Source organism: Pseudomonas entomophila (genome assembly GCF_013523165.1).
Taxonomy (GTDB): Bacteria; Pseudomonadota; Gammaproteobacteria; order Pseudomonadales; family Pseudomonadaceae; genus Aquipseudomonas; species Aquipseudomonas entomophila_A.
In genome coordinates, this window is record NZ_JAAMQI010000007.1 from 140,407 (window position 1) to 159,410 (window position 19,004).

Below are 19,004 nucleotides of genomic sequence, written 5' to 3' on the forward strand. Positions count from 1 at the left end.
GTTTCACACCGCCAGGCACATCCCGGCCAGCGTCCTGGCCCACGCCGGATCATCGTTCAGGCATGGCACCAGCACCAACTCCTCGCCACCGGCCTCGGTGAACTGCTCACGTCCGCGATCACCAATCTCTTCCAGCGTTTCGATGCAGTCGGCGACGAACGCCGGGCACATCACCAGCAGGCGCTTGACCCCGGCTTTGGCCAGTGCATCCAGGCAGGGCTCGGTGTACGGTTCGATCCACTTGTCCTTGCCCAAACGCGACTGGAACGATACCGACCACTTGCCCTCCGGGATGCCTGCCTGGCGCGCAAAGGCCTTAGCGGTCGCCAGGCACTGACCGCGATAGCACACCGCGCGTGTCTGCGCGTCGGCATCCCGGCAGCAGTCGGCAGCACGCAGGTCATGCTTGACGCCCTTGGCGAACAGCTTCTTGAGGTGCCGCTCCGGCAGGCCGTGGAAGCTGAGCAGCAGGTGATCGTACGGCTGCTCCAGATAAGGCCGCGCGCTGGCCACCAGCGCCTCGATGTACACCGGCGCGTCGTAGAAAGGCTGCAGCACGCGCACGCTCAAGGGCAGCTGCCTGGCTTCGATGGTCTGGCGCGCCAGCTCCACCACCGTGGTCACGGTGCTGTCGGCGAACTGCGGGTACAGCGGCGCCAGGGTCACCTGACGCACGCCTTGCGCGGCCAACCGCTCGAGCACGTCCGGCAGGGCCGGCTGGCCGTAGCGCATGGCGAACTCGACCGGCCCGTGTGGCCAGTGCTCGACCATCGCCGCCTGCAGGCGACGAGTCAGCACGACCAGCGGCGAGCCTTCCTCCCACCAGATCGACGCATAGGCATGGGCCGACTGCTCAGGGCGCTTGATCAGGATCAGCGACACCAGCAGCCGCCGCAGCGGCCAGGGCAGGTCGACGACGTAAGGGTCCATCAGGAACTGGTCGAGGTAGCGCCGCACGTCGGCTACCGACGTGGAATCCGGCGAACCCAGGTTGACCAACAACAACGCATGATCGGTCATGCCGCATCCTATGTCAGAGGCGCTCGGACAGTGCGTCCAGCGCCGATTTCAAGTCAGTGAAACGGAACACGAAGCCCGCTTCGCGCAAGCGCTCCGGCACCGCGCGCTGCCCGCCCAGTAGCAGGTTCGACATCTCGCCCAGGCCGGCCTTGAGCAGGAACGCCGGCACCGGCAGGCAGGCCGGTCGATGCAGCGTACGCGCCAGGGCCTGGGTGAAGTCGCGATTGCGCACGGGCGCCGGGGCGCAGGCATTATAGGGACCGCTGCAGTCGTCCTGCTGCACAAGAAAATCGATCAAGGCGATCTGATCGTCGATGTGCACCCAGGGCATCCACTGCCGACCATTGCCGATGCGGCCGCCCAGGCCCAGCTTGAAGGGCACGCGCAGGCGCGCCAGCATGCCGCCGTCCGCCGCCAGTACCAGCCCGGTGCGCACCCGTGCCACGCGAATGCCCAACGCCTCGGCACGCTGCGCGGTCTCCTCCCAGGCGATGCACAGCTGGCTGGCAAAATCCGCCTTGATCGGAGGCGAGGCCTCGGTCAGCTCCCGCTCGCCGCCGTCGCCGTACCACCCGACCGCCGAACCGGAGATCAGGACCGTCGGCAAGGTGCCGCCCGTCTGGCGACGCCGTTCGAACCAGGCCAGCACCTGCTCGGTGATGCCGATGCGGCTGGCCCAGAGCAACTGCCGGCGCGCTGCACTCCAGGGCCGGTCGGCGATCGGTGCACCGGCCAGGTTGATCACCGCATCGATGTGATCGTCGGGCGCGATGTCATCGAGCCGGGCGACGCCGCGCACGGCCTGGCCGCACACACGCGACACCTGGTCGGGCGTGCGGCTCCAGACGGTGAGTCGATGGCCCTGTGCCAACCAGTGGCGGCAGAGATGGCGGCCTATCAGACCGGTCCCACCGGTCAGCACGATATGCATGGTTTGCATCCTCTTCGGTTCAGCCATGGTCTATCGTCAAGACCAAGGCACTTTTCGGGACATACGCTCTCGGATAAACATAGGCCAACCTGTTGCATCGAGCGGACCAAACCTTATACAACTCCGCAGGATTGTACAGGTATGCCCTGGCGGCACACACTGCCCTCACGCACGGTTCGAAGAGGCCAACATGACCTTACCCATCGCCATCATCGGCGCCGGCATCGCCGGCTTGTCCGCTGCCCAGGCCCTGAAAAAGGCCGGGCATTCCGTCCACCTGTTCGACAAGGGCCATGGCACGGGTGGCCGCATGGCCAGCAAGCGCAGCGACGTCGGCGCGCTCGACCTGGGCGCCCAATATTTCACCGCCCGTGACCGCCGTTTCGTCGACGAAGTCCAGCAATGGGCCAATGCAGGCTGGGCCAAACCCTGGTCGCCTCAGTTGTTCCAGTACCGCAATGGCCAGCTGAGCCCCTCCCCCGACGAGCAACTGCGCTGGGTCGGGGTGCCTCGCATGAGTGCCATCACCCGTGGGCTGCTCGACGGCCATACCGTCAACTTTGGCTGCCGAATCACCGAAGTGTTCCGTGGCCAGGCGTATTGGCACCTTCAGGATGCCGACGGTAACAACCACGGCCCCTACAGCCGCGTCGTGATCGCCGTGCCCGCGCCGCAGGCCACGCCCCTGCTGGCCGCCACGCCCAAGCTCGCGGCGGTGGCGGCCAACGTGCAGATGGAGCCGGTCTGGGCGATCGCCCTGGCCTTCGCCCAACCGCTGGACACGCCGTTGCAGGGCTGCTTCGTGCAGGACAACGCCCTGGACTGGGTCGCGCGCAACCGCAGCAAGCCAGGGCGCGACGAACCGCTCGACACCTGGGTCCTGCATGCCACATCGACGTGGAGCAAGCAGCACATCGACCTGCCCCGGGAAACGGTGATCGAACAGCTGCGGGGCGAGTTCGCCGAACTGCTGCATTGCACGGTCCCTGCGCCGACCTTCAGCGTCGCGCACCGCTGGTTGTACGCACGGCCCGCCGGCCACCATGAATGGGGCGCCTTGGCCGATGCCGACCAGGGGTTGTACGCCTGTGGCGACTGGTGCCTGTCGGGCCGGGTGGAAGGCGCCTGGCTCAGCGGTCTGGAAGCAGCGCGGCGTCTGCTGGAGCACTTGGAATGAGTCACGCGCGACAGGTTGCAAGAAATCGATTTTTACGATGGAATTGCCCTGTACACGCGCTGTCACTTGTACAAGTATTTTCCGGAGATGACGATGACCACGCCCGTGCCTTCCAGCAAGCCCCGCATCGGGGTCAGCGCCTGCCTTGCGGGCGACGAAGTCCGCTACAACGGCGGACACAAGTCGTCCTCGCTGTGCCACACATTGTTCGACGAGCACTTCGACTGGGTCACCCTGTGCCCTGAAATGGCCATCGGCCTGGGCGTGCCGCGTGAGCCCATTCGCCTGATCGGCGACCCGCAAGCCCCGAACGTGGTCGCCACACGCGATCCCGACGAAGACTATGGTCCCGCCCTGCGCGCCTACGGCAAGCGCATGGCCGAGGAACTGGGCGACATCTGCGGGTATATCTTCATGCAGAAGTCTCCCTCCTGTGGCCTGGAGCGGGTCAAGGTGTATCAGGAGAACGGTCATCCGGCGCTCAAGGGTGGGCGAGGTGCCTACGCGGCCGCGTTCTGCGCTGAAAAGCCCGATCTGCCGGTGGAGGAAGAAGGCCGTCTGCACGATGCCGTGCTGCGCGAGAACTTCGTCAGCCGTGTCTATGCCTACGCCGACTGGCAATCGCAGTTGGCACAAGGCCTGGACCGCGGTGCGCTGATCGCCTTCCACTCGCGCTACAAGTACCTGTTGATGGCCCATAACCCCCAGGCCTACCGCGAACTGGGACGCCTGCTGGGCACCATGACCCGCGACGACGACCCTCAGGCAGTCGGCACGCGCTACTTCAGCCAACTGATGGCCGCCCTGCGCCGCTGTGCCAACCGTGGCACGCACAGCAACGTCCTGCAGCACCTGGTCGGCTATCTGCGCCCGGTCATCTGCAGCGATGACAAGGTCGAGCTGCAACGCCTGATCACCCAGTACCAGCAGGGCATCGTGCCGCTGGTCGTGCCGATGACCCTGCTCAAGCATCACCTGCACAATCACCCGGACCCGTACCTGCTGCAACAGGCCTACCTCAACCCTCACCCGGAAAAGCTGGGGCTGCGCAATGTCATCTGAGACACTGCTGCCCATTCGCGACATCGCCCGCCTGACAGGCGTCAACCCCGTCACACTGCGCGCCTGGGAGCGACGCTACGGGCTGATCGTCCCGCAGCGCACCGCCAAGGGTCACCGGCTCTATTCCCAGGAACAGCTCGGCCGCGTCCGCCTCATCCTGGGCTGGCTCGATCGGGGCGCCTCGGTGGGGCAAGTGCGCGCCCTGCTCGAACAACAGTCCACGGCCCTGCCCGAACTCGAGGGCGAGTGGCAGACACGCGCCAAGCAGTTGATCGAAGCCATTGGCCGTCTCTCGCAGCGCGCACTCGACCAGCAACTCAACCAAGCCATGGCCCTCTATCCGGCCGTCACCCTGTGCGAGCACCTGTTGCTGCCGGTGCTGGAGCACCTGGCACACCGCTGGCAGCCACCGTTCGAGGCTGAACTGGAGACGGTGTTCTTTCAAGGGTGGCTGCGCAGCAAACTGGGCGCCAGGGTGTACCACGACGTTCAATCCCTGGAAGGCCCTGCCGTGCTGCTGGCCACCGACAACCGTGAAGCCTTCGATGCGCACTTCTGGTTGACGGCCTGGCTGCTCAGCAGCAGTGGCCAAGCCGTGGAAACGCTCGAGCAACCCGTGACCGGCCGCCAACTGCAGCAGGCCGTGCTGCGCCTGGCGCCGTGTGCACTGGTGCTGCACCTGGGCCGTTCGCCCGACGTGTCGACCCTGCGCCGGACGCTCGAAGGTATCCACGTGCCCGTCCTGCTTGGAGGCCCGTCGGTCGCTACCCACCAGGCCGAGCTGCAGGATTTCGCCAAGGCAGGGCATCGCCTGTTCGAAACACCCCACGCCGCACTGCGGCACGTTCAGGCCATCAAGCACGCCAGCACCTACCTCTCTCCACCCGACGAAGACCTTCCATGCACCTGATCTGGCTGCGCAACGACCTGCGCCTCGACGACAACACCGCGCTGCACGCCGCCTGCGAGCGAGGCCCGACCCTCGCGCTCTGGCTGGTCACGCCAGGCCAGTGGCAGGCGCATGACGAAGCGGACTGCAAGGTCGACTTCTGGCTACGCAACCTGAAGGCGCTGCGCGAGCGGTTGGATGCCGTCAACATTCCACTGCTGATCCGTCGTATCGAGACCTGGGATCAGGCCCCGGATACCGTGCTGACCCTGTGTCGCGAGCACCAGGTCGAGACGGTTCACTGGAACGATGAGTACGGCGTCAACGAAGAAGCCCGCGACGCTGCGGTACGGGCTGCATTGGAAGAGGCCGGTATCGGTGCGCACAACTACCTGGACCAGTTGCTGTTCAAGCCCGGCTCGGTGCTGACGCGCAGCGGGCACTACTTTCAGGTCTTCGGCCAGTTTCGCAAGACGTGCATGGAGCGCCTGCTGGACAGCCTGCCGGCCCTCGTCCCCACGGTGCGCAAGCAAGCGCCCCTGTCCATTCACAGCAGTCAGCTCCCCCGTCATGTCGAGGGATTCGACACACCGCCCGAGTCGCTACGCGCTCTCTGGCCTGCCGGCGAGGCCGAGGCCCAGCGACGACTGAGGCGCTTTCTCGACGAGACGGCCGAAGACTACGATCGCCTGCGTGACCTTCCGGCCAAACAAGGTACCAGCCAACTCTCGGCGTACCTGGCGGCAGGTGTGATTTCGGTCCGCCAGTGCCTGCATGCAGCCATCGACCGCAACCGAGGCGACCTCGACAGCGGCAGCCAGGGCGTGCAGACCTGGATCACCGAGCTGCTCTGGCGCGAGTTCTACAAGCACATCATGACCGGCTATCCACGCGTGTCGCGCCATCGTGCATTCCGGCCGCACACCGAGGCGCTGCCCTGGCGGCACGCGCCCGAGGAGCTGAAAGCGTGGCAAGAAGGCCGGACGGGCTTCCCCCTGATCGACGCCGCGATGCGCCAGATGCTCGCCACGGGCTGGATGCACAACCGGCTGCGCATGATCACCGCCATGTTCCTGACGAAGAACCTGTTGATCGACTGGCGCGAAGGTGAACGCCACTTCATGCGCCACCTGATCGATGGTGATTTTGCCGCCAACAACGGCGGGTGGCAGTGGAGCGCCTCCACCGGCACCGACTCGGTGCCGTACTTCCGGATTTTCAACCCGGTCACGCAGTCACGCCGTTTCGACCCAGACAGACGCTTTATCGGCCAATGGGTACCGGAAATTGATCATCTGTTCAAAAACGTTCATCTTCCACCGCCAAATTCTGACATATTCAAAAATAATGTTTATCCACGGCCAATCGTGGACCTGAGCAGGAGCCGAACACGTGCCTTGGAGGCCTTTAAGGGGTTGCCTCGTAGTCAGGGTTAAGGAGTCGGGGTGGGAGAGTCGCTGGTAGTTTGGGTAACGGGTGCGTCCAATGGGCTTGGACACGCCTTGGTGCATTATCTGTTGAGCAAAGGCCATCGTGTAGCGGCGAGCGTAAGGCCCGACACGTCTGCGACGTTGTTCTCTGATCGCCGGGACCCGCACGATTTACTGCTGCTGCCTGGTCTGCTGACCGACGCACACGCCGTGCTCGAGGCCAGCGCTGCGATCGAGGCGCGCTGGGGCGGCCTGGACCTGTGCCTGCTCAATACCGGCACCTGCGACTATCTGCCTGCCGATGTCACGGCCAATACGCTGTTCGCCAGTCTTGCCCAGACCAACCGGCAGGCCGCCAAACGTGTGCTCGAAGCGGCCATGCCGCTGCTGGCAAAGGCGCGCAGGCCGAGGGTGCTGGGGCTTTTCAGCCAGGCGTCGGCAGCCCAGCAAGGCGACCCCACCCTACCCCTCTCCACCAGCAACAGCCTGACTCAATGGTTCAGGGAACAACGCCAACCGCTTCAGGCCCAAGGCATTGCCCTGTCGCTGATCGCGCCCACCTCGATCAAGCTGCCGGTGTTCGGCAAACCCCTGCCGCCCGGTGAGTGGAGCGCCGAGAAAGCGGCTCACCGGATCGTCGAGACGCTGCCGGGCCTACACCCCGAACTGGTCCTGGAGGCGTTGAACATGGAGGGGCTGTGGCCTCTCTAGCCAACGATCCTCGGCGCTGAATGGGCGCCAAGAAGACTCACGCGCACCTCTTCAGCGTGCCAGACGCTGAACCTCGTCGCAGGCACCCCACAACGCGGGCAGCGTCCGTGCGAAAGCGGTCGGATCCCCGCTGGTCCAGAAGCGTGCGGCGCTGGCCGGGGTAGTAGCCAGCAGCCCACGGTCGTCCAGTAGTCGACGCAATTGCCGCGCCACCGCTGCCCCTGTGTCGATGAGGATGACCGAAGACGGCAACAGGTCGGCCAGCAACGGTTTCAGGAAGGGGTAATGGGTACAGCCCAGGATCACGGTATCGCAGCCCGCCGCGATCAGCGGCTGCACGTAGCCTGCCAGCAGGGTGCGCAACGCCGGGCTGTGCAGATCCCCCTGCTCGATCAGCTCGACCAGGCCTGGACAAGGCTGGGTGACGACCCGTACGTCGCTGGCGAAGCGATCGAGCAAGGCCGCGAACTTGGCGCTCTGCAGGGTGCCCGTGGTGGCCAGCACCCCGACCACCCCACTGCGCGTGGCCGAGGCCGCGGGCTTGACTGCCGGCTCCATGCCGACCAGGGGCCAGTCAGGATACGCCTGGCGCAGATCGGACACCGCAGCGGCCGTGGCCGTGTTGCACGCCAGGACCAGGGCCTTGGCGCCTTGCTCATGAAAGAACTCGGCGATCACCCGGCACCGTTGGCGAATGGCGTCGGGCGATTTATCCCCATACGGCACATGCCCCCCGTCGGCCACGTACAACAGGCTTTCCGAAGGCAGCGCGCGCCGGATCTCGGCCAGCACGGACAACCCGCCCACCCCGGAGTCCATCACACCGATCGGGGCGTCCCGCTCACCCATGACGGTGCCCGCACACGGCGCAACCGGGGTCGCGCTTGACCCGAAGCTCACGCAGACGCGTGCCGAGCGCGTCGATCAGCACCAGGCGGCCGACCAGGGTTTCCCCGAAGCCTGCCAGCACCTTCAAGGCCTCCAGTGCTTGCAGGCTGCCGACCAGCCCCACCAGCGGGCCCAGCACGCCGGCTTCGCTGCAGGTCAGTTCGGCCTCGCTGCCATGCCCGTACAGGCAGTGATAGCAAGGGCTGTGTGCCTGACGGGTGTCGAAGACCGTCAACTGCCCCTCCAGACGAATCGCCGCACCACTGACCAAGGGCTTGTGCTGCTGTACGCAGGCCTTGTTGACCGCTTCGCGGGTGGCGAAATTGTCGGAGCAGTCCAGGACCAGATCGACGGCGCCCACGGCGTCGGCCAGGGCGCGGTCGGCCAGGGCCTGTCGGTGCGCCACCAGGTGCACGTGCGGGTTGAGCGCGGTCAGGCGCTCAAGCGCGGAGTCGACCTTGCTCAGGCCGATGCTGGCGCTGTCGTGCAGGATCTGTCGCTGCAGGTTGGTCACATCGACATCGTCGAAATCAGCCAGGTGCAGCTCGCCAACGCCAGCGCCTGCCAGGTACAGGACGACTGGCGACCCCAATCCGCCCAGGCCGACGATCAGCACGCGGCTGCGCTGCAGGCGCAACTGGCCTTCGATGTCGACCTGCGGCAGCAGGATCTGGCGGCTGTAGCGCAGCAGCGCCTGATCGCTCAGCATGGCAGGCGGCCCAGGCTGATGCGCGGATGCCCGGCCAGGTCAGGGACACTGTCGACGTCGCCGAAGCCCTGGCGCAGCAGCAATTCGCGCACCGCGGCGGCCTGGTCGAACCCGTGCTCGAGCAGCAGCCACCCCCCAGGCGACAGGTGCGCCGGCGCCTGGACGATGATCGTGCGCAAATCATCCAGGCCGTCGTGGCCGGCGACCAGGGCGCTGCTGGGCTCGAAGCGCACGTCGCCAGCGGCCAGGTGCGGATCGGCGCTGGCGATGTAAGGAGGGTTGCTCAGGATCACGTCGAAACGCTGGTCGACCAACGCTTCGAACCAGTGACTGGCCAGGATGTGCACATTGTCCAGGCGCAGCCGCTGACGATTGCGCTCGGCCAGGGCGACGGCCTGCTCGACACGGTCTACCGCGGTGACCTGCCAGGCCGGCCGCTCACTGGCCAGGGCCAGGGCGATGGCACCGGTGCCCGTGCCCAGGTCCAGCACGCGCGTCGGGCCTGCGGGCAAACGCTGCAGCGCCGCTTCGACCAGCAGCTCGGTTTCCGGGCGAGGGATCAAGGTGTGCGGGGCCACTTCCAGGTCCAGCTTCCAGAACCCCTGCTGCCCGAGGATATAGGCGATGGGTTCGCCGGCCCGGCGACGCGCCACGTAGTCGGCGAACGTCTGCGCCGCCTCGCTGGGCACGATGCGCTCGGGCCAGGTGTGCAGGTAGCTGCGCGATTTGCCCAGGGCACTGGCGAGCAGCAGCTCGGCATCCAGGCGTTCGGTGGGCGAGTCCGGCAACTGCGCGGCGCGCAGCAGGCTGGCGATGATGGTCATTCAGTCCCCCAGTGCGGCCAGTTGATCGGCCTGGTATTCGGCCAGCAGTGGCTCGATCACGGCATCGACGCCACCGGCCAGGATCTCGTCGAGGGAATACAAGGTCAGGTTGACGCGGTGATCGGTCACCCGGCCCTGTGGGTAATTGTAGGTGCGGATGCGTTCGGAGCGGTCGCCCGAGCCGACCAGCAGCTTGCGCTCGCTGGCCATGGCGTTCTGTGCGGCGCTGGTCTGCATGTCGTTGAGCTTGGCCGACAGCCAGGACATGGCCCGCGCGCGGTTCTTGTGCTGCGAGCGCTCCTCTTGGCATTCGACCACGATACCGGTGGGCAGGTGGGTGATGCGGATCGCCGAGTCGGTCTTGTTGACGTGCTGGCCACCGGCCCCGGAGGCTCGGTAGGTGTCCACCCGCAGGTCGGCCGGGTTGATCTCGATCGCCGCCTGCTCGTCCGGCTCGGGCAGGACCGCGACGGTGCACGCCGAGGTGTGGATACGCCCCTGGGACTCGGTCTCCGGCACACGCTGCACACGGTGCGCACCGGACTCGAACTTGAGCTTGGCGTAGACGTTGTCACCCTCGACACGGGCGATGATCTCTTTGTAGCCGCCATGTTCACCCTCGTTCTCCGAGAGGATTTCCAGGCGCCAGCCGCGTTTTTCGGCATACCGCGAATACATGCGGAACAGGTCGCCGGAGAAGATCGCCGCCTCGTCCCCGCCGGTGCCGGCACGAATCTCCAGGAACACGTTGCGCCCATCGTTGGGGTCCTTGGGCAACAGCATGCGTTGCAGGCCGCCTTCCAGGGCCTGGAGCCGCTGCTTGGCCTCGCTGACCTCCTCGACCGCCATTTCGCGCAGGTCCGGGTCGCTGTCCTTGAGCAGCGCCTCGGCGCCCCTGAGGTCGTCCTGCACCTTGCACCACTGGCGGTAGGCGGCGATCACTGGCTCGACTTCGGCGTATTCGCGCGAGTAGGCCCGGAAACGCGCCTGGTCGGCGATCGTCTGCGCATCACCCAACAGGGCGGTCAGTTCTTCGAAACGGTCCTGGAGCGTGTCCAGTTTGTTGAGCAGCGACGCTTTCATTGCGGAGTCTTGTCCGTGGGGCCTTCGTTGAGGGCAAACAGTTCCTGGGCCATGGCCAGCGCATCGACGCGGCCTTCGGCAGAGAGCTTCTTCAACTGCACGCTCGGGGCGTGCAGCAGCTTGTTGGTCAGCCCCCGGGCGAGCTGGGCCAGCACCTCTTCAGGGTTGCCGCCATTGGCCAGCAACCGCTGGGCCTTGTACAACTCTTCATCACGCAGGCGTTCGCTCTGCTGGCGGTAGGCCTTGAGCACATCCACGGCCGCCAGCTCGCGCAGGCGCACCATGAAGTCCTCGGCCCCGGCGCCGACCAGTTCTTCGGCCGCCTGGGCCGCACCCTGGCGGCTCTTGAGGTTTTCCGCCACCACATCGTGCAGGTCGTCGACGGTATACAGATAGACGTCTTCGAGTTCGCCGACCTCCGGTTCGATGTCCCGAGGCACGGCGATGTCGACCATGAAGATCGGTTTGTGGCGTCGCTGCTTGAGCGCGCTTTCCACCGCGCCCTTGCCCAGGATCGGCAACTGGCTGGCCGTGGAGCTGATGACGATGTCGCTGTTGGCCAGCTCCTGGGGAATGTCGGCCAGCAGGACGGCATGGGCCCCGAACTGTTCGGCGAGCAGGCTGGCCCGTTCGAGGGTGCGGTTGGCCACCACGATCCGGCGCACACCCTGCTCGTGCAGGTGGCGGGCGACCAGCGTGATGGTTTCGCCAGCGCCGATCAGCAGCGCCTGGCTGCGCCCCAGGTCGCTGAAGATCTGCCGCGCCAGGCTGACGGCGGCGAAGGCCACCGACACCGGGTTCTCGCCGATCGCGGTGTCGGTGCGCACCTGCTTGGCGGCGCTGAACGTTGCCTGGAACAGCCGCCCGAGCAGCGGGCCGACGGTGCCGGCCTCGCGCGCCACGGCATAGGCCGACTTCATCTGGCCGAGGATCTGTGGCTCGCCCAGCACCAGCGAATCGAGGCCCGAGGCCACGCGCATCATGTGACGCACGGCGTCGTGTTCTTCGTGCACATAGGCACTGGCACGCAGTTCGTCCAGGCTCAACCGGTGGTAGTCGGCCAGCCACAGCAGCACGTCGTCGGCCGACAGGTGCTCCTGCTCCAGGTACAGCTCGCTGCGGTTGCAGGTCGAGAGGATCGCGGCTTCACGGCTGGCGGTCAGTCGACACAGTTGCTGCAGGGCATCGACCAACTGCTCGGGCGTGAACGCCACGCGCTCGCGGACGTCCACCGAAGCGGTCTTGTGATTGATACCGAGTGCGAGAAAGGCCATGCAAAATCGCTGGTGATGACAGGAAGCCGATAATTGTCCTACTTCGCAGGGTCCAGAACAACCACCGTTCACTATTGTCTCAATAGGCCTTGGCCATCGCGGGTGGGTTTGCCCCAGCGCTTGTGTCATGATTGCCACGACCGCCGGTGAGCCCTCCAAAGCCTCTTCTATGACCAGATCCCACGCACTGCTACTCGCCTTCGCCCTGCTCCAGGGCTGCCAGAGCCTGCCTTCGCAGACGCCGCAGACCGCTGCGCCCGTGGCCGAGACCGCGCCTGCCGAGCCGGCCAAGCCGGTGGTCTATGGCTCGTTCGCGCCCGAAACGCTGTACAGCCTGCTGGTGGCCGAACTGGCCGGTCAGCGCAACCGTTTCGACATCGCGCTGGACAACTACGTCGACCAGGCCGAGAAGACCCAGGACCCGGCCGTCTCCGAGCGGGCCTACCGGATCGCCGAGTACCTGGGCGCCGACCAGCCGGCCCTGGACACCGCCCTGATCTGGGCGCGGCATGCGCCCGACAGCCTCGATGCCCAGCGCGCCGCGGCCATTCAGCTGGCCCGCGCCGGGCGCTACGACGACGCCATGACCTACATGGAACGCGTGCTGCAAGGCCAGGGCGACACGCACTTCGACTTCCTCGCGCTGTCGGCGGCCGAAACCGACCAGGCCACGCGGGACGGCCTGCTCAAGAGCTTCGACCGGCTGCTGACCAGACACCCGGACAATGGCCAGTTGCTGTTCGGCAAGGCCTTGCTGCTGAACCAGGACGGCAAGACGCAGGAGGCCCTCGACCTGCTCGAGGCGCACCCGACGCAGGACGACGACATCGCTCCGCTGCTGCTGCGCACGCGCCTGCTGCAGGCGCTCGACCGAGGGCCCGAGGCGCTTCCCCTGCTGCAGAAGGCGATCCGCGAGAACCCTGACGACAAGCGCCTGCGCCTGACCTATGCGCGCACCCTGGTCGAACAGGACCGCCTGGCCGAAGCGAAAGCCGAATTCGCCAGCCTGCTGCAGCAGTACCCGGACGATGACGAACTGCGCTATTCCCTGGCGCTGGTGAGCATCGAGACGCAGGACTGGCAAGAAGCCGAAGGCTACCTACAGGAGCTGATCGAGCGCGACAGCAACGTCGATGCCGCCCACCTCAACCTCGGGCGCATCCGCGAGGACCGTGGCGACGCGACGGGCGCCCTGCGCGAATACGCCCTGGTCGGCCCTGGCGAGCAGTACCTGGCCGCGCGCCTGCGCCAGGCGGCGATCATGATCACCCAAGGTCGGGACAAGGAGGCCTCGCGCCTGCTCGACCAGGCACGTGAAGCCCAGCCGGACCTGGCCGTGCAGCTGTACCTGGTGGAGGCCGAGGCCTTCAGCAACGATGGCAAGGACGCACAGGCCGACACCGTGCTGACCCAGGCCCTCACGCATTACCCGGACGACCTGAACCTGCTCTACACCCACGCCATGCTGGCCGAGAAACGCGGCGACCTGGCGCGCATGGAGCGCGACCTGCGCGCCATCCTGGCACGTGAACCGCAGAACGCCATGGCCTTGAATGCGCTCGGCTACACCCTGGCCGACCGCACCACCCGCTATGCCGAAGCCAAGGCACTGATCGAGCAGGCGCACCAGCTGACCCCGGACGATCCGGCGGTGCTCGACAGCCTGGGCTGGGTGAACTATCGCCTGGGTCACCTGGACGAGGCCGAGCGCCTGTTGCGCCAGGCCTTCCAGCAATTCCCCGACCCTGAAGTCGCAGCTCACCTGGGCGAGGTGCTCTGGGCCAACGGCAAGCACCGCGAAGCACGCCAGTTCTGGGCCAAGGGCTTCGCCGCCCAGCCCGACAGCCCCCTCCTGCGCAAGACCGTCCTGCGCCTGACCGGATCCGAGAGTCTCTGACCATGCCCCTGTTGCGCCACTGCACCACCTTCTTCCTGATCGCCCTGCTCGCTGGCTGCGCCGGCATCGGTTCGCGCGAGGCCCTGCAAGGGCACGGCAACCCCCAGCTGTGGCAGGCCCACAAACAGCAGCTGTCGAACCTCGACGGCTGGCAGATCAACGGCAAGATCGGTATCCGCGCACCGAAGGATTCGGGCAGCGGCACCCTGTTCTGGCTGCAACGCCAGGACTACTACGACATTCGCCTGGCCGGCCCACTGGGTCGCGGCGCGGCGCGCCTGACCGGTCGCCCGGGCGGCGTGACCCTGGAAGTCGCCAACCAGGGCCAGTACGAGTCCCCGTCCCCCGAGATCCTGCTGGAGGAACAGTTGGGCTGGAAACTGCCCGTCTCCAACCTGGTGTGGTGGGTCCGCGGTCTGCCGGCACCGGACAGCAAGAGCCAGCTGACGCTCGACGGCGACAGCCATCTGGCAAGCCTGAACCAGGACGGCTGGCAGGTGCAGTACCTGAGCTACACCGAGCAGAACGGCTTCACCTTGCCCGAGCGCATCAAGCTGCATGGCCAGGACCTGGACGTGACCCTGGTGATCAAGGACTGGCAGCCACGCCAGCTGGGGCGCTGACCCATGGCGCGCCTGACCTTGCCGGCCCCGGCCAAGCTCAACCTGTGGCTGCACATCCTGGGTCGGCGGGCCGACGGTTACCACGAGCTGGAAACCGTGTTCCAGTTTCTCGAGCATGCCGACCAGCTGAGCTTCGAGATTCGCCAGGATGGCGAGATCCGCCTGCACGACACCCTCGCCTCGGTGCCGCACGACGGCAACCTGATCGTGCGCGCGGCGCGCAGCCTGCAACAGGCCTCGGGCTGCACGCTGGGCGCGGACATCTGGCTGGACAAGGTCCTGCCCATGGGCGGCGGCATCGGTGGCGGCAGTTCGGACGCCGCGACCACGCTGCTGGCGCTCGATCATCTCTGGCAACTGGGCTGGAGCCACGACCGCCTGGCCGAGCTGGGCCTGACGCTGGGCGCCGACGTGCCGGTGTTCGTGCGTGGACACGCCGCGTTCGCGCAAGGGGTCGGCGAGCGGCTGACCCCGGTCGATCCCGCCGAGCCCTGGTACGTCGTGCTGGTGCCGCAAGTGTCTGTCAGCACTGCGGAAATTTTTTCACATCCGCAGTTGACACGTGATTCCCTCCCCCTTAAGATGCGCCCCGTTCCCGAGGGAAACAGTCGAAATGACTGCCAACTTGTGGTAGAGCACAGTTATCCAGCCATTCGCGATGCATTGAATGACCTGGGCCAATACACTGAGGCTCGACTCACCGGGACTGGAAGTTGCGTGTTTGGGTCCTTCCCAAGCAAAGCCGAAGCTGATAGAGTTCTGGCCCTCCTTTCAGAGACCCAAACAGGGTTCGTCGCCAAGGGCAGCAACGTTTCGATGTTGCACCGAACGCTTCAAAGCCTGCTCTAGGTATCGAGTATCGCACTCGAAAGCAACAGATACAGGGGCGTCGCCAAGCGGTAAGGCAGCAGGTTTTGATCCTGCCATGCGTTGGTTCGAATCCAGCCGCCCCTGCCATTTTCCTTATACTCATCCAGGTATACCCTCAGCCTTCAGGTACTGCGCGTGTCCAAGATGATGGTCTTTACGGGGAATGCCAACCCCGATCTGGCTCGGCGTGTCGTACGTCAGCTGCACATCCCTCTGGGTGATGTTTCTGTCGGCAAGTTCTCCGACGGCGAAATCAGCACTGAAATCAATGAGAACGTCCGCGGTAAGGATGTCTTCATCATTCAGCCTACGTGCGCGCCAACCAACGATAACCTGATGGAACTGGTCGTGATGGCTGATGCCTTCCGCCGCTCCTCAGCCTCCCGAATCACCGCCGTGATTCCCTACTTCGGATACGCCCGCCAGGATCGCCGTCCGCGTTCGGCTCGTGTTGCCATCAGCGCCAAAGTGGTCGCTGACATGCTCACGGTCGTGGGTATCGACCGTGTACTCACCGTCGACCTGCACGCAGACCAGATCCAAGGCTTCTTCGATATCCCCGTCGACAACATCTACGGCTCGCCCGTACTGGTCGACGACATCGAGGACCAGCGCTTCGAGAACCTCATGATCGTTTCCCCGGACATCGGTGGCGTCGTGCGTGCACGTGCCGTCGCCAAGTCCCTGGGCGTCGACCTGGGCATCATCGACAAGCGCCGCGAGAAGGCCAATCACTCCGAAGTGATGCACATCATCGGCGACGTCGAAGGACGCACCTGCATCCTGGTAGACGACATGGTCGACACCGCCGGTACCCTGTGCCACGCGGCCAAGGCCCTGAAAGAACACGGCGCCGCACGGGTCTATGCCTACTGCACGCACCCTGTCCTGTCGGGCCGTGCGATCGAGAACATCGAGAAGTCCGTGCTCGACGAGCTGGTGGTGACCAACACCATCCCGCTGTCGGCCGCTGCTCAAGCCTGCGACCGTATCCGCCAGCTGGATATCGCGCCGGTGGTTGCCGAGGCGGTTCGCCGCATCAGCAACGAAGAATCGATCAGCGCGATGTTCCGCTAAGGCGGACGTCACGTTGATACATACGCCCCGCCCCGACGTTCGCGCCGGGGCGGGGCTTTTTTGCCCTCCCCGGTCCGGTGCTGGTCGCAAGCACCCTCCGGAAGGCTTATTTGGAGAAACAACATGACCGATTTCATCCTGAACGCCCAAGCGCGTACTGACCTGGGGAAAGGTGCGAGCCGCCGCCTGCGTCACGCCGCCAACGTCCCTGCCGTTGTCTACGGTGGTAACAAGGACGCCGAATCCCTGACCGTCGTGGCCAAGGAAATCGCCAAACTGTTCGAAAACGAAGCGGCCTTCAGCCACGTCATCGAACTGAACGTCGACGGCGCCAAGCAGAACGTCATCGTCAAGGCGATGCAGCGTCACCCGTCCAAGGGCTTCATCATGCACGCCGACTTCGTTCGCGTCGTCGCTGGCCAGAAGCTGACCGCCAAGGTTCCGGTTCACTTCATCAACGAAGAAGCCCCGGTCAAGAAAGGCGGCGAGATCTCGCACACCGAGAACGAAATCGAAGTGTCTTGCGAAGCCAAGGACCTGCCTGAGTTCATCGAAGTGGACCTGGGCAACGCTGAAATCGGCACCATCATCCACCTGTCGGACCTCAAGGCTCCTCAGGGCGTCGAGTTCGTGGCCCTGGCCCACGGCGACGACAAGGCTGTTGCCAACGTTCACGCACCGCGTGTCGAAGCCGCTGACGAAGCAGAAGGCGCTGCCGAGTAATCACTCGCACGCCGGCGTTGACCGGGTGACCGTGCCCTGGGCACGGTCACCCACCAACTCCAAGGAAGAGCCCCTGACGTGACCGCCATCCAGTTGATCGTCGGCCTGGGTAACCCCGGCCCCGAATACGAACAGACCCGGCATAACGCAGGGGCTCTTTTCGTTGAACGCATTGCCAGCGCCCAGCGCGTCACCTTGATCGCTGACCGCAAGTATTTCGGCCTGACGGCTAAATTCAGCCATCAGGGCCATGACGTTCGTCTGTTGATCCCCACCACCTACATGAACCGCAGCGGCCAGTCCGTGGCGGCCTTGGCGAATTTCTTCCGCATCAAGCCGGAAGCGATCCTGGTGGCCCACGACGAACTCGACCTGCCACCCGGCGTCGCCAAGCTCAAGCGCGGCGGCGGGCACGGGGGTCACAACGGGCTGCGCGACATCATCGCCCAGCTCGGTAACCAGAACGACTTCCATCGCCTGCGGCTCGGCATCGGCCACCCGGGTGACGCCAAGCTGGTGTCCAACTTCGTCCTGGGTCGTGCGCCGCGCGCCGAACAGGACAAGCTCGACGCCAGCATCGATTTTGCCCTCGGCGTGCTGCCGGACGTGCTGGCCGGCGATTTCGCCAAGGCCATGCGCGAACTGCACAGCCAAAAGGCCTGAATTCACCAAAAGGGGAATACCCATGGGTTTCAACTGCGGCATCGTCGGCCTGCCCAACGTGGGCAAATCCACCCTGTTCAACGCCCTGACCAAATCGGGCATTGCGGCGGAAAACTTCCCCTTCTGCACCATCGAGCCGAACAGCGGCATCGTGCCGATGCCCGATGCACGCCTGGACGCCCTGGCGGCCATCGTCAAGCCCAACCGCGTGCTGCCGACCACCATGGAGTTCGTCGACATCGCCGGCCTGGTGGCCGGTGCCTCCAAAGGTGAAGGCCTGGGCAACAAGTTCCTGGCCAACATCCGCGAGACCGACGCCATCGCCCACGTGGTGCGCTGCTTCGAAGACGAGAACGTGATTCACGTCTCCAACAGCGTCGACCCCAAGCGCGACATCGAGATCATCGACCTCGAGCTGATCTTCGCCGACCTCGACAGCTGCGAGAAGCAGCTGCAGAAGGTCACCCGCAACGCCAAGGGCGGTGACAAGGAAGCGCTGGCACAGAAGGCCATCCTCGAGAAGCTCATCCCGCACTTCACCGAAGGCAAGCCCGCGCGCAGCCTGATGAAAGACATGGGCGCCGACGAGAAGGCCGTCGTGCGTGGCTTCCACCTGCTGACCAGCAAGCCGGTCATGTACATCGCCAACGTGGCCGAAGACGGCTTCGAGAACAACCCGCACCTGGACGTGGTCAAGGCCATCGCCGAGGAAGAAGGCGCGGTCGTGGTGCCGGTGTGCAACAAGATCGAAGCGGAGATCGCCGAGCTCGAAGAAGGCGAAGAGAAGGACATGTTCCTCGAAGCCCTGGGCCTCGAAGAACCTGGCCTGAACCGCGTGATCCGTGCCGGTTACGGCCTGCTCAACCTGCAGACCTACTTCACTGCCGGCGTGCAGGAAGTCCGTGCCTGGACCGTGCGCATCGGTGCCACCGCTCCCCAGGCGGCCGGCGTGATCCACACCGACTTCGAAAAGGGCTTCATCCGTGCCGAAGTGGTCGCCTATGACGACTTCATCCAGTACAAGGGTGAAAGCGGCGCCAAGGAAGCCGGCAAGTGGCGTCTGGAAGGCAAGGACTACATCGTCAAGGACGGTGACGTGATGCACTTCCGCTTCAACGTCTGACGCACCCAGCGACGTTCGTCGCGCAGTGTT

Annotated in this window: 19 protein-coding genes and 1 tRNA gene; 13 read left to right on the forward strand and 7 right to left on the reverse strand. The window is 65.4% G+C overall.

Annotation, left to right across the window (positions count from 1 at the left end):
• Positions 1-3: 3 nt before the first annotated feature.
• Together hemH and G7Z99_RS07860 are read right to left on the reverse strand one after the other, a co-directional pair.
• Positions 4-1,020: a ferrochelatase gene (hemH, locus tag G7Z99_RS07855; RefSeq protein WP_181093002.1), complete on the reverse strand. Its 1,017-nt coding sequence runs from the start codon at positions 1,018-1,020 to the stop codon at positions 4-6.
• Between the two features lie 13 nt (positions 1,021-1,033).
• The gene (locus G7Z99_RS07860; protein WP_181093003.1) at positions 1,034-1,951 is read right to left on the reverse strand and encodes a TIGR01777 family oxidoreductase; all 918 of its coding nucleotides are present in this window, start codon (positions 1,949-1,951) and stop codon (positions 1,034-1,036) included.
• Between the two features lie 190 nt (positions 1,952-2,141).
• On the opposite strand from G7Z99_RS07860, the gene G7Z99_RS07865 reads away from it, so the two are divergent.
• The 5 genes from G7Z99_RS07865 to G7Z99_RS07885 all read left to right on the forward strand — a co-directional run bounded on the left by G7Z99_RS07865 (position 2,142) and on the right by G7Z99_RS07885 (position 7,220).
• On the forward strand, positions 2,142-3,128 hold the full coding sequence (locus tag G7Z99_RS07865; protein WP_181093004.1) for an NAD(P)/FAD-dependent oxidoreductase: 987 nt from the start codon (positions 2,142-2,144) through the stop codon (positions 3,126-3,128).
• Between the two features lie 93 nt (positions 3,129-3,221).
• Entirely contained in the window at positions 3,222-4,190 is a 969-nt protein-coding gene (locus tag G7Z99_RS07870; RefSeq protein ID WP_181093005.1) for a YbgA family protein, read from the forward strand.
• Complete coding sequence (locus G7Z99_RS07875) at positions 4,180-5,100, forward strand: MerR family transcriptional regulator (RefSeq protein ID WP_181093006.1); 921 nt, start codon at positions 4,180-4,182, stop codon at positions 5,098-5,100. The genes G7Z99_RS07870 and G7Z99_RS07875 overlap by 11 nt, the downstream gene beginning before the upstream one ends.
• The gene (gene phrB, locus G7Z99_RS07880) at positions 5,091-6,515 is read left to right on the forward strand and encodes a deoxyribodipyrimidine photo-lyase (protein WP_181093007.1); all 1,425 of its coding nucleotides are present in this window, start codon (positions 5,091-5,093) and stop codon (positions 6,513-6,515) included. The genes G7Z99_RS07875 and phrB overlap by 10 nt, the downstream gene beginning before the upstream one ends.
• A 9-nt stretch (positions 6,516-6,524) precedes the next feature.
• Positions 6,525-7,220 carry an SDR family NAD(P)-dependent oxidoreductase gene (locus G7Z99_RS07885; protein WP_181093008.1) on the forward strand — a complete coding sequence of 232 codons (696 nt, stop codon included), beginning with the start codon at positions 6,525-6,527 and terminating at the stop codon, positions 7,218-7,220.
• A gap of 51 nt (positions 7,221-7,271) precedes the next feature.
• Here G7Z99_RS07885 and murI read toward each other — a convergent pair whose 3' ends face one another.
• From murI to hemA, 5 genes are read right to left on the reverse strand one after another with little or no spacing between them, the layout of a single operon-like run.
• Complete coding sequence (murI, locus tag G7Z99_RS07890; RefSeq protein ID WP_181093009.1) at positions 7,272-8,069, reverse strand: glutamate racemase; 798 nt, start codon at positions 8,067-8,069, stop codon at positions 7,272-7,274.
• A complete protein-coding gene (locus tag G7Z99_RS07895; protein ID WP_181093010.1) occupies positions 8,062-8,817 on the reverse strand; it encodes a molybdopterin-synthase adenylyltransferase MoeB in 756 nt (251 codons plus the stop codon). Before G7Z99_RS07895 ends, murI begins: the two co-directional genes overlap by 8 nt.
• Entirely contained in the window at positions 8,811-9,641 is an 831-nt protein-coding gene (prmC, locus tag G7Z99_RS07900) for a peptide chain release factor N(5)-glutamine methyltransferase (protein ID WP_181093011.1), read from the reverse strand. The genes G7Z99_RS07895 and prmC overlap by 7 nt, the downstream gene beginning before the upstream one ends.
• Positions 9,642-10,724 (reverse strand): peptide chain release factor 1, encoded by a 1,083-nt coding sequence (gene prfA, locus G7Z99_RS07905; protein ID WP_181093012.1) that lies wholly within the window; start codon positions 10,722-10,724, stop codon positions 9,642-9,644.
• Entirely contained in the window at positions 10,721-11,998 is a 1,278-nt protein-coding gene (gene hemA / locus G7Z99_RS07910) for a glutamyl-tRNA reductase (RefSeq protein WP_181093013.1), read from the reverse strand. The genes prfA and hemA overlap by 4 nt, the downstream gene beginning before the upstream one ends.
• A gap of 169 nt (positions 11,999-12,167) precedes the next feature.
• Between hemA and G7Z99_RS07915 the strand changes: the two genes are divergently transcribed.
• The 8 genes from G7Z99_RS07915 to ychF all read left to right on the forward strand — a co-directional run bounded on the left by G7Z99_RS07915 (position 12,168) and on the right by ychF (position 18,974).
• A complete protein-coding gene (locus tag G7Z99_RS07915) occupies positions 12,168-13,895 on the forward strand; it encodes a tetratricopeptide repeat protein (protein WP_181093014.1) in 1,728 nt (575 codons plus the stop codon).
• 2 nt (positions 13,896-13,897) lie between these two features.
• On the forward strand, positions 13,898-14,518 hold the full coding sequence (gene lolB / locus G7Z99_RS07920) for a lipoprotein insertase outer membrane protein LolB (protein ID WP_181093015.1): 621 nt from the start codon (positions 13,898-13,900) through the stop codon (positions 14,516-14,518).
• A 3-nt stretch (positions 14,519-14,521) separates the two neighbouring features.
• Entirely contained in the window at positions 14,522-15,367 is an 846-nt protein-coding gene (ispE, locus tag G7Z99_RS07925; protein ID WP_181093016.1) for a 4-(cytidine 5'-diphospho)-2-C-methyl-D-erythritol kinase, read from the forward strand.
• Positions 15,368-15,400: 33 nt separating this feature from the next.
• Positions 15,401-15,475, forward strand: a tRNA-Gln gene (locus tag G7Z99_RS07930).
• Positions 15,476-15,523: 48 nt separating this feature from the next.
• Positions 15,524-16,465 (forward strand): ribose-phosphate pyrophosphokinase, encoded by a 942-nt coding sequence (locus G7Z99_RS07935; RefSeq protein WP_060392573.1) that lies wholly within the window; start codon positions 15,524-15,526, stop codon positions 16,463-16,465.
• 123 nt (positions 16,466-16,588) lie between these two features.
• Positions 16,589-17,188 carry a 50S ribosomal protein L25/general stress protein Ctc gene (locus tag G7Z99_RS07940; RefSeq protein ID WP_181093017.1) on the forward strand — a complete coding sequence of 200 codons (600 nt, stop codon included), beginning with the start codon at positions 16,589-16,591 and terminating at the stop codon, positions 17,186-17,188.
• A 78-nt stretch (positions 17,189-17,266) separates the two neighbouring features.
• Entirely contained in the window at positions 17,267-17,851 is a 585-nt protein-coding gene (pth, locus tag G7Z99_RS07945; RefSeq protein WP_181093018.1) for an aminoacyl-tRNA hydrolase, read from the forward strand.
• A gap of 22 nt (positions 17,852-17,873) precedes the next feature.
• A complete protein-coding gene (gene ychF, locus G7Z99_RS07950; RefSeq protein ID WP_181093019.1) occupies positions 17,874-18,974 on the forward strand; it encodes a redox-regulated ATPase YchF in 1,101 nt (366 codons plus the stop codon).
• The last annotated feature ends 30 nt before the right edge of the window (positions 18,975-19,004 follow it).

What these genes read in the sequence shown, in the direction of transcription:
- prfA (WP_181093012.1), bottom strand. Translation starts at nt 10,724, where the DNA reads ATGAAAGCGTCGCTGCTCAACAAACTGGACACGCTCCAGGACCGTTTC.
- hemH (WP_181093002.1), bottom strand. Translation starts at nt 1,020, where the DNA reads ATGACCGATCATGCGTTGTTGTTGGTCAACCTGGGTTCGCCGGATTCC.
- prmC (WP_181093011.1), bottom strand. Translation starts at nt 9,641, where the DNA reads ATGACCATCATCGCCAGCCTGCTGCGCGCCGCGCAGTTGCCGGACTCG.
- G7Z99_RS07860 (WP_181093003.1), bottom strand. Translation starts at nt 1,951, where the DNA reads ATGCATATCGTGCTGACCGGTGGGACCGGTCTGATAGGCCGCCATCTC.
- lolB (WP_181093015.1), top strand. Translation starts at nt 13,898, where the DNA reads ATGCCCCTGTTGCGCCACTGCACCACCTTCTTCCTGATCGCCCTGCTC.
- ispE (WP_181093016.1), top strand. Translation starts at nt 14,522, where the DNA reads ATGGCGCGCCTGACCTTGCCGGCCCCGGCCAAGCTCAACCTGTGGCTG.
- G7Z99_RS07915 (WP_181093014.1), top strand. Translation starts at nt 12,168, where the DNA reads ATGACCAGATCCCACGCACTGCTACTCGCCTTCGCCCTGCTCCAGGGC.
- G7Z99_RS07870 (WP_181093005.1), top strand. Translation starts at nt 3,222, where the DNA reads ATGACCACGCCCGTGCCTTCCAGCAAGCCCCGCATCGGGGTCAGCGCC.
- phrB (WP_181093007.1), top strand. Translation starts at nt 5,091, where the DNA reads ATGCACCTGATCTGGCTGCGCAACGACCTGCGCCTCGACGACAACACC.
- G7Z99_RS07895 (WP_181093010.1), bottom strand. Translation starts at nt 8,817, where the DNA reads ATGCTGAGCGATCAGGCGCTGCTGCGCTACAGCCGCCAGATCCTGCTG.
- G7Z99_RS07875 (WP_181093006.1), top strand. Translation starts at nt 4,180, where the DNA reads ATGTCATCTGAGACACTGCTGCCCATTCGCGACATCGCCCGCCTGACA.
- G7Z99_RS07865 (WP_181093004.1), top strand. Translation starts at nt 2,142, where the DNA reads ATGACCTTACCCATCGCCATCATCGGCGCCGGCATCGCCGGCTTGTCC.
- hemA (WP_181093013.1), bottom strand. Translation starts at nt 11,998, where the DNA reads ATGGCCTTTCTCGCACTCGGTATCAATCACAAGACCGCTTCGGTGGAC.
- G7Z99_RS07940 (WP_181093017.1), top strand. Translation starts at nt 16,589, where the DNA reads ATGACCGATTTCATCCTGAACGCCCAAGCGCGTACTGACCTGGGGAAA.
- ychF (WP_181093019.1), top strand. Translation starts at nt 17,874, where the DNA reads ATGGGTTTCAACTGCGGCATCGTCGGCCTGCCCAACGTGGGCAAATCC.
- murI (WP_181093009.1), bottom strand. Translation starts at nt 8,069, where the DNA reads ATGGGTGAGCGGGACGCCCCGATCGGTGTGATGGACTCCGGGGTGGGC.